This window comes from Kitasatospora sp. NPDC048239, assembly GCF_043202015.1.
In the GTDB taxonomy this organism is placed as follows: Bacteria; Actinomycetota; Actinomycetes; order Streptomycetales; family Streptomycetaceae; genus Kitasatospora.
This window is the reverse complement of sequence record NZ_JBICZP010000034.1, coordinates 19,849-31,294: the sequence shown is the minus strand read 5'-3', so window position 1 is coordinate 31,294 and position 11,446 is coordinate 19,849. Positions and strand designations below refer to the sequence as shown.

Below are 11,446 nucleotides of genomic sequence, written 5' to 3'. Positions count from 1 at the left end.
ACACCGGGGGCGGAACCGAGGTACACCCTCAGCCGGCCGCGGCGGGGGCCGGTGCCGGGGGTGAGGTCGCGGGCCATGGGCGCTGCTCTTTCGTCGTCGTACGAGGTTGGCAGGTCTGATGGTGCAGGTGCGGGCGGCCGACCCGGGCACGGGAAATGCTCCCCCTGCCCGGGTAGGCCGGTTCACTCTCCTGTGCGATGCACTGTCGCTTCTGCTCACTGAGTGACTTGTTGAGCAGAACGACGTTGACGCCCTCCTGTCCGAGGAAGCCGAGCGGGAGTCCCTCCGTTCGATCCCGACGAAGGGGACCACCAGGCCGCCGAGGCCGTAGACCCCGAGGTTCCCTCGCAGTAGCGAACTGGCCTCGGACGGGCGGTACTTCACGCCGCGCAGGGCGAGCGGTATCAGGCCGACGGTGACCAGGGCGTTGAAGACGATCGCCGAGGTGACGGCGGACTGCGGGCTGTGCAGGCCCATGATGTTGAGCCTGTCCAGGCCCGGGTAGATCGGACACGGGCTCCACCACAGTGGCTCAGGACCTGGCCGTGGACGGCTCCGAAGGTCCGCACGACGCCGGCGGCAGGCCGACGGAAGCAGCAAAGCAGCCGGTCACGGCCTTAGCGTCCTTCCTGACGCCCTCCATACGGCTGAATCCGGAACATTGACGCGGCCTTGATATCGGCTTCACACACCTGAGACCTCAGCCTGGCCCGAACGTGTCGGTGGTCCCGGACAGCGCGCGTCCGGGACCACCTGTCCGCATGCTGTCAGAGCTTCTCCGGCTCGGGGACGTCCCTGGCCCGGGCGGGCTCGCCCCGGCGGACCGAGCCGGGCGCGCGGCGGGCCGGGTGGTCGGCACGTGGTGCCGACGAGAGCTGCCACGGCACGCTGATCACCATCACGCCGGGTGTGAAGAGCAGTCGGCTCTTCAGCCAGAGCGCCGACTGGTTGTGCAGCAGGTGCTCCCACCAGTGGCCGACCACGTACTCGGGGATGAACACCGCGACGGCGTCGCGCGGGCTGGTGCGGCGCACCGTCCGGACGTAGCCGACGACCGGCTTGGTGATCTCGCGGAACGGCGAGTCCAGCACCTTCAGTGGCACCTGGACGCCGAACGCGTCCCACTGCGCCCGCAGCTCGTCCGTCGATTCCCTCTCCACGTCAACACTGACCGCCTCCAGGGTGTCCGGCCGGAACGCCTGGGCGTAGCCGAGCGCCCGCAGGGTGGGCTTGTGCAGCTTGGAGACCAGCACGATGCCGTGCACCCTGGACAGCCGCACCGACTCGGCCTGCGGGTCGTCGACCGCCAGCTCGTCGGCGACGCTGTCGTAGTGCCGGCGGATGCCGCGCATCATCACCCACAGGACGATCGCGGCGACCACGGCGAGCCAGGCGCCCTGGGTGAACTTGGTGATCAGGACGATCACCAGCACCAGCGCGGTGGTGACGGCGCCGAGCGCGTTGATGATCCGGGTTGGAGGCCTATCGGGACACGTCGAAGGGGCGACGGAGGCCGTTAAGGGGTCGCGTTAAGGTGTCGTCAAGATGCCCGGTCGCGCACACGCATCTAGGACAAGTCCGGCTTTCCGGCTCGGCCCCGCGCATGTCACATCCGCATCCGGAGTCGGCAGACCACCGCGTCGGTGTGGCGGCGCAGGGCCCGGTCGATCACGGCGCCGCGTCGGTTCTGCAGTGCCCGCTGCCAGGGCCGGGCCGGTTCGACCTCCGGGATCAGGACGGTGAGGCGGTCGTAGGCGTGCTCGGCGGCGAGCCGGTTGACGAAGGCCGCGATCGGTGGGCCGAGCCGGCGGTGAGCGTCCTCGATCTCCACCAGCGGCACACCCGGTTGCCAGAGCTCCCAGTCCCGGCGCAGCGCCTCCGCCCCGGCGGGGTCGTGGACGACGGTGACCGCGAGGACCTCGTCGCCGAGGGAGAGTGCGGCGGAGAGGCCGTCGCGGGTGAGGCGGGTGATCGCGGTGACGGGGACGATGACGAGGCTGCGCTGCGAGGTGAGCGGGCCGGGGACGCGGCCGAGCTCCAGGCGCTCGCCGATCCGGGCGTAGCTGCGGTGGATCGCCTCGAAGAGCAGCACCAGCAAGGGCAGGGCCAGGCAGATGCCCCAGGCGCCCTCGGTGAACTTCGTGCCGGTGACGACGAGCGCGGCGACGCCGGTGAGCAGCGTGCCGAAGCCGTTCAGGGCTGCCTTCGCCCGCCAGCGGACCGGCCTCTCCAGGAACCAGTGGCGGACCATGCCGACCTGGCAGATCGTGAAGCCGACGAACACGCCGATCGCGAAGAGCGGCACCAGGCTGTTGACGTCCCCGCCCGAGCCGGCCAGCAGCACGGCGGAGACCACCGCGAGGAAGAGGACGCCGTGGCGGTGCACCTGGCGGTCGGCGCGCAGCGCGAAGACGTGCGGGAGGTGGTTGTCGCGGGCCAGCAGGTGGAGCAGGACGGGCAGGCCGCCGAAGGAGGTGTTGGCGGCCAGGCCGAGCAGGACGACGGTGGCGAACTGCACCAGGTAGAAGCCGGCGCCGTGGCCGAGCGAGGCGTCGGCGAGCTGGGCGAGGACGGTGACGCCTTCGACCGGCTGGAGGTGGAAGCGGCCGATCAGCACGGCCAGTCCGATCAGCATCACGCCGAGCAGCGCGCCGAGCGCGACCTCGGTGTGCTGGGCGCGCTTCACGCCCGGGGTGCGGAAGGACGGGACGGCGTTCGCCACCGCCTCCACGCCGGTCAGCGCCGAGCAGCCGGCCGCGAAGGCCTTGAGCAGCAGCAGCGCGCCGACCGCGGTGGCGTTCCCGGCCAGGACGGAGGCGTGCCCCTCAGCCGCCGCCGTGCTCACCGGCGCGTCGCGGAACAGGCCCACCACGATGATCGCCAGGATCGAGAGCACGAAGACGGCGGTGGGCGCCAGGAACCAGCGCGCCGACTCCGCTATCCCGCGCAGGTTCACCGCCGTCACCAACGCCAGCACCCCCAGGCAGAGCCAGACCCGATCGCCGTACAGACCCGGCACCGCCGAAGTCAGCGCCGCCACCCCGGCCGTCACCGACACCGCCACGTTCAACACGTAGTCGATCACCAGGGAGGCCGCCGCCGTCAGCGCCGTCCGCCGCCCGAGGTGGGCCTTGGCCACCGCGTACGAGCCGCCGCCGTCCGGGAACGCCGCGATCACCTGCCGGTACGAGGCCACCAGCACCGCCAGCAGCACCGCGATCGCCGCCGTCACCGGCAGCGTGAACCCCAACCCGTACGCCCCCGCCGCCGCCAGCACCAGCACGATCGACTCCGGCCCGTACGCCACCGACGCCATCGCGTCCAAGGACAGCGCCGCCAGCCCGCCGAGCACGGAGAGACGGTGGCGCTCGTCCGCGGCTCCGGTATCCGGCGGCTCCGGCTCGGCGGTGACGGCCGGAGTGGTGACGGCTGGAGTGGTGACTTCGGACATCCGTGGCTCCATGGATCGTGGTTGTGACGATCGTGCGGCGGCCCGGAACCCTGTCTGCCGCTTCCTACGCACTCTTGACGCCGACGCCTTCGGCCTTGACGTGATCTTGACGGGCGGCGCAGTGACGCGGCCCTCGGCGTTCCCTGTCCGCCACAGTCCGGACAGGGAACGCCGGGGGCCGCGAGGTGCACCCGGTGCCGGTGGCACGCGGCACCGGGTGGTTCAGGGGGGTCGGCTCTGCCCGGCCCCGCGGACGGCGCGGCGAGTGCCGGCTGCCTGCGGGGCCGCCTGCGCGGGAACGTTGGTGCGATGGGAGCGCGCGTCCGCCCCCTGCCCGCACAACGTGCGGGCAGGGGGCGGACGGCGATAGGCGGCGCGGGCGCAGTGGAGCGGCGCCGGGCCCGTGACACGGCCGGCAGTGGAGCGGGGAGGCTCGGTCGCGGGCTACCTGTTGCGCGTGGAGAAGGAACCGAAGCCGGCGACGGTGCTCAAGCGGGCGGGCAGGGTCCTCGCACGTACGACGGGCGTGGGGATCTGAGGCGGTGTGAACCTGCCGGCTTTGTCGGTGAGAACCGGGATCGAAAGGGCCCCGCAGGATGGACCGCCGGGCGGCGCCGGGCGTTCGGTTCAGGGAACGCCCGGTCGAGGGTCGTGCTCCGGCCCCCACTCCCCTCGTGGTGGGGGCCGGAGCGGGCCTTAGCCGCGCCGACAAGAGGGAGCATGCCAACGGGGGCGGCCGGACGGCCATGCATTAGCCTCTGGGCCTAATAGTCCACATCGCGGCAGGTCAGGACGGCTGCGGGGAACCGGAGGAAGGTTCGTGATCGCACTGCGGTTCGGGGTCGCGGACCTCGCGAGGACCCGGTTCGTCATATCCCCGCTCGACCACCTGCTGGCGGGCTCGGCCCGGTTGGGCGTTCACCAGGGCAGCGGGTCGCGGAGCGAGCGCTGGTGGCGGGACGTCCGCCGCAACGTGCCCCACCGGGCCGTGCGCTTCCTCGAGGTGGTCAACGCGAGCCCGGTCGGCGTCCCCGACTTCATGGTGGCGGACCTCGACGCCGTCCGCCGACAGTTGACCGACGAGCTCGACGCGCTCCTCTCCGTCCCGCAGCAGGCCGTGGAGGAGGGTGTCGCGATGTTCGGCAGCGGCCCGGAAGTCCCGGCCGCCCTGGCCCGGTTGCGCGAGGACGGCAGCCGGGGCCTGCGCGAGGTCAGCGACGGCGCCTGGGCGCTGTTCCGGTCCTGCCTCGCCCCGGACTGGCCCGACATCCGCCGCGCGCTGGAGGCCGACATCGCCGTCCGGGCCCGCACCGCCGCCCGCGCCGGGATCGGCGAAATGCTCGACTCGCTCCACCCGAAGGCCGTCTGGCGGGACGAGGGGGTGCTGGAGTGCACCCTCGGCGAACTGGAGGGCTCCTTCGAACTCGGCGGCCGGGGCCTGGAACTGCGGCCCAACTACTTCGTCCAGCGGAGCATCAGCCTGCTGGCCGAGCCGGACCGCCAGAGCCTGCTGCTGCACCCGATCGCCGCCCCGACCGCCGAGCCTGCGGCCCGGACACCGGCTGCCGACGGCCTCGCCGCTGTGCTCGGCCCCGCCCGCGCCCGCGTCCTGCGCGCCATCGCCGGCAGCGCCTGTTCCACCACCGAGCTCGCCCAGCGGCTCGGCGTCACCCCGCCCTCCGCCTCCGCCCATGCCGTCGCCCTGCGCACGGCCGGCCTGATCGCCACCCGCCGCGAGGGCAAGCAGGTCCGCCACACCCTCACCGACGTCGGCCACGACCTCGTCCTCGACAATCCGCCACCCCTGCCACCGGCCTGAGCACCGGTCGGTGGCGGCTCGGACGGACCGTGGGGTGAGCATCCTCGCGACGGGGGCCCATGGGGGAACACCCTCATCCCGAAGAACTGACCCGACAGGCCGGGACACTGATTCGGCCGCCCCCACCGCAGCAGGCAGGCGCCGATGGACATGCCCCCGCCGAAGGCGGCCAGCAGCACCGGATCCCCGTCGGAGAACGCGTTGGCGCGGTTGGCACGGTCGAGGGCGAAGGGCACTGATGCGCTGCCCATGTTGCCGTACCGGTCCAGCACCAGGTGCGTGCGGGCGCCGGACAACGGTGGCGTCATGGAGCTGGCCATGGCGGTCCAGGCCCACGGCAGGACCTTGGGGGCGGCTTCCCTCGCGTTTCCGGCCCATGCGGCGGTGGGGCAGTCATGGATCCTCGCGCTGCACCAGGCCTGCGACGGCGCGGCGGCTGCAGTCGCCCGCCTCCCACGGTCGGCGCACCGCTCATCCGGCATCGCGCTGCCGGTCGGTCCGAATCCCCCGAAGTGACTCGGGAGTGCACGAGCCGCGGCAGCACCGGCTGCCGGTGCTCAGTGACGGTAGGCGGCTGTCGCGATCTCGACGAAGGATCGGATCAACGGGTTGGAGTCACCCTCGTTCCACACCGCCACCACTCGGCTCGGCGGCATGTCGGTCAGCGGCACCACGGCCAGCTCCGCGGGCAGGTCGTGTCCGAGCGGGGCCAGGCCGACCGTACCGTTCCACAGCACGGTCTGCAGGCACTCCTGGACGGCGCGCACCACCGAGCCCTCGCGCGGCCTGCCACCGTTCCAGTACGACTGCCAGATGGGGTCGGTGCCCTGCGGGAACTGGAACCAGCGGCGGTCGCTCAGCTCGGCCAGCCGCAACCCGTCGCGGCGGGCCAGCGGATCGTCGGCGCGTAGGACGACGCCGACCGGATCGGTCCGCAGCGCACGCACCGTCAGGGCGGTCTCGTCGAACGGCGCCCGGGTCAGCGCGACGTCGACCAGCCCGGCGCGAAGCCCGCAGGTGGGGTCGGTCAGATCGGTGTCGCGGACGCGGATGTCGATGCCGGGGTGGCTTCGGCGGAACGCGGCGGCCAGCCTGGCCACTCCCGGATCGGTGCCGTCGCCCAGGACGCCGATGGTGATGGTCCCGACGCCGGCCGCCGCGCTCACGCGTACCCGGACCCGGTCGGCATGGTCGAGTAGCGCCCGCGCCTCGTCGAGCAGCACCGATCCCACCGCCGTGAGCGTGACCCCCCTGGGCGAGCGGGCGAACAGCAGGGCCCCGACCTCGGCCTCCAGCTGCTTGATCGCCCGGCTCAGCGGCGGCTGGCTCATGTGCAGTCGGGTGGCGGCCCGGCCGAAGTGAAGCTCCTCGGCGACCGCCACGAAGTAGCGCAGGGTCCGTAGCTCCACGCTGCCACGATACCCGCGGGGTATCGGCGCCGCAGGACGGGTCTTGGACACCGGCGGCGCCCCGGCTGTGCACTGGTGAGCATGACCGAAGCAGCGAAGAGCAGCGAGCCGCTGGCGGATCCCGCCGTATCGGTGGTGGGCCCCGGCGACGGCGAGACGATCGTTCTGGGCACCACGCGGATGCGCGTTCTGGAGGACGGCAGCCACACCGGGCACCGCCTCGCGATCGCCGAGTCCGTCCTCGCCCCGCACACCCAGGGACCGCCGCAGCACCGCCACGCCCGACACGACGAGGGCTTCTACATCCTCTCCGGCACCGTGCGGTTCACCGTCGGGGACGAGGACCACGACGCCGTCACCGGCACGCTCGTGATGGTGCCGCCCGGTACCCCGCACACCTTCGCCAACCTGACCGACCAACCCGCCGTCATGCTCAGCACCTTCACCCCCGACCTGTACGTGCAGTACTTCCGGGACCTCCGGGACGTGCTCGCCGCCGACCGGCCGCTGACGCCCCAGGCCAACATCGACGCGATGGGCCGCTACGCGACCGAGCCCGCCGCCGGCCCCGCGTGACGCGGGTGGTCCAGCACGGCCCGGCCCGACGACCATCCGGGCTGTGGCGGTGGCGCCGTTCGGCGGCCCCGCCACTCGGACGACGGACCGGGCCGTCACCAAGGCTCTTGTGACCAGCGACGCAATCGACGCGTCCCCGTGAACCGGGGACCCATGAACGGGAACCATGAACATCGCCTACTGGATCGCCGCGGGACCACTCGCGCTCTTCTACTTCTACGCGGGCACGCTGAAGGTGATCCGCAGCCGCGACCAACTCCGACCGATGATGGCCTGGGTCGACCGCATACCCCTGCCTGCCCTCAGGGCGCTGGGGGCGGTCGAAATCCTCGGCGCGACCGGCCTGATCCTGCCGCCGCTGACCGGTATCGCCCCCTCGCTGGCACCGGCCGCGGCCATCGGCCTGGTACTCCTGCAGACCGGCGCGATCGCCGTCCACCTGACCGGCGAAGACCGCCGGATCGCACTCAACACCGGGCTCCTCGCCACCGCGGCCCTGACCAGCTGGCTGGCCACCGGGCTGTGACCGGGCACGGCCCCTCGACCGGTGGACGCGCCGGTGTACTTCGCCACCGTCGGCCTGCGCACCGACCTCGGCTCCCTCGCCACGCCCGCCTCCGGCTCGACCCTTCCGGCCAACCTGCTCTACCAGGACAACACCTACCTAGGCTTCGGCGCCCCGCCGTCCGACCCGCAGGCCTCCACCGCCGACGCCGGGTTCGTCGGCCCGCCCGCCACCCCCGGCTACGGCCTCGGCAGCCTCTCCGGCTACCGCCTCCTCACCGGGTCGCCCGCCCTGCGCAGCGGGACCCCTGTCATCGGTGACTTCGGCAAGGACCTGTGGGGCAACACCGCCAACACCGCCACCCCCAACCACGGCGCCTACGCCGGCACCGGCCACTCCCCCCTACCGGCCCGGGGTCCAACCACCCGGGCCGGTGCCCGCCTCGCCGGTGGACTGCTCCACGGTCCGTGATCGCGTCACCTTGCCGAGCCGCGGTGTCGAACCGAGGGAATCGAGAACCGGGTACCGCGCCGACTCAACCGAACCACGATGTCGAACGTCCATAGGTCGATACGGAGGGAGGGTGGATGAGTCAGCGATCACAGGCAGTCGCCGACCTCGTCGCGGCCAAGGGGGGCGAGCTCAAACGCTTCGCCTACCTGCTCTGTCGCGACGACGCCCACGCGGACGACCTCGTTCAGGACGCCATCGTCAAGGTCCTGGCCAGACGGCCCGTCGCCGACATCGACAACATCGAACGCTACGTCAAACGGGCGATCGTGACCGGCTCGATCGACGGGTTCCGCAAGGCCGGCGTCTGGCGCCGGTTCGCGCCCGTCATGCTCGACCGGCACGGAGAGCCGGACGTCGCGGAGGGCATCGTCGTCCAGGACACCGTCCACGCCGCTGTTCGAACGCTCGCGCCACGCCAGCGCGCCTGCGTCGTTCTGCACTACTACGACGACATGCCGGTGGCCGCGATCGCCGAGGTGCTCAACTGCTCGGCGGGCACCGTGAAGCGGCACTTGAGCGACGCCAGGAGCCACCTCGTCGCCCTGTTGGAACACCAACCGGAATCAGGGAGCTGAATCAGATGTCGTCTCAGGATGAGAGGGTTCGGGCGTACCTTGAGTCGGCCGCGGCCAACGCGGGACCGCTGCGGGTCACACCTGCGGCTCTCGCGACGGCGATCAGCCGCCGTCGGCGCAGGAGGGCCGTCGTCGGAACCGTGGCCGGCCTGGTGCTGGCCTCGGCCGCCTCGGTGACAGCGGCCGCCGTGCTCGGGCTCCCGTCCGGGGTGGCGCCGATCGGCCCGGCGAGCGGATCCGAGCCCCCCACCAGAGCAACCCCGCATGCCGGAGTGACACCGCACGCCCTGCAGTGCGGTCAGCGGCTCAGTCCCCCAATCGCCGAAGCGACCGATGCGGGCCTACGGCTGCGGGTCGACAAGGTGACAAAGGTCTCCGCCACCGCGCCGCCGGCGGTGTCCGCAGCGCTCCAGGCCGCACGGCCCGTCACCATCGACCTCGAAGGAAAAGCCCGCGGGACGCTCGCCCCGACACCGACCGCACCCCAGGCCCTGCTCCTCAAGGACGGCGTCATCGTCGACCGCTTCGGGCCGACACCGGACCCGTCACCGTCGGGTACCGGACGGGGAGGGGCCGGCGGGCTCAGCCAACCGACACAGGTGTCCCCGGACAAGCCGTGGACTTTCGATGTCCACGGCCCGTCGCTCTGCCTCGACGCCCGCTGGGACGCGGTGTGGGCGAACCCCGACCAGTACAGTCTCGTGGTCGTACTCTCGGCACCCCGGACGTACTCCGGGAGCGGGCTGACCGTTCAGGACCCGGCGGATCCGCTGCTGGTCGTCCCGGCGCCCCTGCAGAGCCCGTAGACCGCGAACGGCGGGCCGCGCCGTCCCGTGCGACGCGGCCCGCCACCGGCGGATCGGAGGCGACCGATCAGTAGAGCCGGTCCGTGAGGTGGACGCCGAAGGTGCTGTAGATGTCCGGAGCCTCGGTCCAGAAGATGCCGTTGCAGCCCATGCCGTCCACCAGGGCGCTCACGATGCCGCGCACGTGGCGCGTGCTCGCGTCGTTCAGGCCGAACACCAGGCCGCCGCTGTCACCGTGGTTGTTGGCGCACCCACCGTTGACCTGGTGTCCTATGACACCGCGAGCGGTGAATTCGCCGTAGTTCCCGTCCTGCACCGTGAAGTTCTTGACGTCCTCGTCGTCCACCTCGATGCCGCAGATCACGCCGTCGACGTAGCCGTCCTGGCAGACCAGGTCACCCTCGTAGGAGTACCGGGTCCCGACGAGCTGGAACTTGCGGAAGGTGTCCTGCGGTCCGTCGAACTCCCAGGCGGCGCTGGGCGCGTCGATCAGCACGGCGTCCCACTGTGTGGCGGTCCTGACGGCGCCACCGATGACGGAGCCGTTGCCGTTCCGGTAGACGACCCCGTTGCGGCCGCAGTGCGACGCGGTGATCAGGTAGTTGTGGCCGCTTCCGTCCTTCACCGGGATGCCGGCCGTACAGCCGCCGACTCCGAACAGGTAGCCGCCGGCGTAGTACGGCGCACTGTCCGCCCACCGGCTGCTTGTCTCGAGGTGGTGACCGGCCGTGGTCCGGATCTCCACGGCGGCTGCAGCGGCCAGGGCCGCGCCGGCGGCGGCGTCGGCAGAACCGTCCGCGCGCACAGCCTGCGCCTGTGCGGGCTTGGCCTCGATGCCGAGGACCAGACCCGATCCGTCCACCGGAACCGAAGCACTGTCCACGGTGACCGGCAGGGCGGACAGGCTTGCCTCCACCCGGTCGCGCGCCGCATGGAGTTCAGCCCGCGTGTACTTCGACTGCGGCTGGATGCGCACGAGACTCGTGTCGATCTGCGGCTGCGCGGCCTTCGCGGCGTCGATCAGCTTCCTGGCCTGGCCCACGTTGGTGACATAGAGCTTGACCGTGCCGTTCACCGGGTCCAGGGCGACCCCCGAGTAGATGTCGGCCCTGCCGGATCGGCCGATCCCGTCGAGTCCGCCGGCGAGATCGCGGAGCGGCATCAGGAGCTTGGCCTGCTCGGCGCCCGGCAGCGCCGCGATGCCCTGGATCGATGTCGGCCGTGCCGACCCGCCTGCCGCGGGGCCGGGCGGGGCCGCCGCCTGTGCCGGCTCCGTGGAGACGACGGCACCCGCCGCAAGTATCGCGGCGGCCACCCCTATTGCAGTCCTCTTGAACATCAGTCCCCCTCGATGTCCGAGGGCACCCGTGTCCGCCCCCGTTGGGCGCTGACGCTATATCGACTGCCGACAGACTCTCAAGAGACACCTTCCGGCCACCACACCTTGCTCAACTTCCCTTCCACTGCACGGCAGTTGGCTCCAGGACCGGCTCCGACAGCGGCGACGCACGAGGCCACGGCGTCGCGCACGCGGGTTTGTCGAACAGGTTCGTGGCGGGCCGGAATCTACCGCCCGTCAACTCACTTCCTGGAAACTGAAGATCGAATTCCGCCCGGGGGGGGTATACCGGAAACAGAACTGCCATCGCGCTGGATCACGGCAGCCCGCGCACGCGGCGATCGGCACAGGGGCAGGGCCGCGCGGCCGTCTGCAAAAGGTCCTGCGGGGCACAGCCCGGCCGCACTCACCCTCGGTGGTGGCGCCGGGAGCGCGGGTCTGCTGCAGTGGCGC

10 protein-coding genes and 3 pseudogenes are annotated in these 11,446 nt (G+C 71.9%); 7 read left to right on the top strand and 6 right to left on the bottom strand.

Going from position 1 to position 11,446, the window contains the following annotated elements:
• Positions 1-279 precede the first annotated feature (279 nt).
• The 3 genes and pseudogenes from ACGFZP_RS39150 to ACGFZP_RS39140 form a co-directional block, all read right to left on the bottom strand.
• Positions 280-507: pseudogene (locus tag ACGFZP_RS39150) on the bottom strand (potassium-transporting ATPase subunit B); the annotation flags it as partial.
• Positions 508-767: 260 nt separating this feature from the next.
• Positions 768-1,475 (bottom strand): annotated as a pseudogene (locus ACGFZP_RS39145) (DNA-binding protein); the annotation flags it as partial.
• A gap of 131 nt (positions 1,476-1,606) precedes the next feature.
• Positions 1,607-3,451: an APC family permease gene (locus tag ACGFZP_RS39140; RefSeq protein ID WP_392942163.1), complete on the bottom strand. Its 1,845-nt coding sequence runs from the start codon at positions 3,449-3,451 to the stop codon at positions 1,607-1,609.
• Positions 3,452-4,271: 820 nt separating this feature from the next.
• Here ACGFZP_RS39140 and ACGFZP_RS39135 point away from each other — a divergent pair.
• Positions 4,272-5,270, top strand: a complete 999-nt coding sequence (locus ACGFZP_RS39135) for an ArsR/SmtB family transcription factor (RefSeq protein WP_392942160.1) — start codon at positions 4,272-4,274, stop codon at positions 5,268-5,270.
• Positions 5,271-5,404: 134 nt separating this feature from the next.
• Here the strand turns inward: ACGFZP_RS39135 and ACGFZP_RS39130 are convergent.
• Positions 5,405-5,578 (bottom strand): annotated as a pseudogene (locus ACGFZP_RS39130) (3-oxoacyl-[acyl-carrier-protein] synthase III C-terminal domain-containing protein); the annotation flags it as partial.
• Here ACGFZP_RS39130 and ACGFZP_RS39125 point away from each other — a divergent pair.
• Positions 5,577-5,786, top strand: a complete 210-nt coding sequence (locus ACGFZP_RS39125) for a hypothetical protein (protein WP_392942157.1) — start codon at positions 5,577-5,579, stop codon at positions 5,784-5,786. The pseudogene ACGFZP_RS39130 and the gene ACGFZP_RS39125 overlap by 2 nt on opposite strands.
• Positions 5,787-5,827: 41 nt before the next feature.
• On the opposite strand, the gene ACGFZP_RS39120 is transcribed toward ACGFZP_RS39125, so the two are convergent.
• Entirely contained in the window at positions 5,828-6,679 is an 852-nt protein-coding gene (locus ACGFZP_RS39120) for a LysR family transcriptional regulator (protein ID WP_392942154.1), read from the bottom strand.
• 81 nt (positions 6,680-6,760) lie between these two features.
• Between ACGFZP_RS39120 and ACGFZP_RS39115 the strand changes: the two genes are divergently transcribed.
• The 5 genes from ACGFZP_RS39115 (at position 6,761) to ACGFZP_RS39095 (ending at position 9,654) form a co-directional block, all read left to right on the top strand.
• Positions 6,761-7,255 carry a cupin domain-containing protein gene (locus ACGFZP_RS39115; RefSeq protein ID WP_392942151.1) on the top strand — a complete coding sequence of 165 codons (495 nt, stop codon included), beginning with the start codon at positions 6,761-6,763 and terminating at the stop codon, positions 7,253-7,255.
• 166 nt (positions 7,256-7,421) lie between these two features.
• Positions 7,422-7,781 carry a DoxX family protein gene (locus tag ACGFZP_RS39110; protein ID WP_392942148.1) on the top strand — a complete coding sequence of 120 codons (360 nt, stop codon included), beginning with the start codon at positions 7,422-7,424 and terminating at the stop codon, positions 7,779-7,781.
• A 21-nt stretch (positions 7,782-7,802) separates the two neighbouring features.
• Complete coding sequence (locus tag ACGFZP_RS39105; RefSeq protein WP_392942145.1) at positions 7,803-8,231, top strand: hypothetical protein; 429 nt, start codon at positions 7,803-7,805, stop codon at positions 8,229-8,231.
• A gap of 116 nt (positions 8,232-8,347) precedes the next feature.
• Positions 8,348-8,848, top strand: a complete 501-nt coding sequence (locus ACGFZP_RS39100; protein ID WP_392942143.1) for an RNA polymerase sigma factor — start codon at positions 8,348-8,350, stop codon at positions 8,846-8,848.
• Between the two features lie 362 nt (positions 8,849-9,210).
• A complete protein-coding gene (locus ACGFZP_RS39095) occupies positions 9,211-9,654 on the top strand; it encodes a hypothetical protein (RefSeq protein WP_392942140.1) in 444 nt (147 codons plus the stop codon).
• A gap of 67 nt (positions 9,655-9,721) precedes the next feature.
• On the opposite strand, the gene ACGFZP_RS39090 is transcribed toward ACGFZP_RS39095, so the two are convergent.
• Complete coding sequence (locus ACGFZP_RS39090; protein WP_392942137.1) at positions 9,722-10,993, bottom strand: hypothetical protein; 1,272 nt, start codon at positions 10,991-10,993, stop codon at positions 9,722-9,724.
• Positions 10,994-11,446 lie beyond the last annotated feature (453 nt).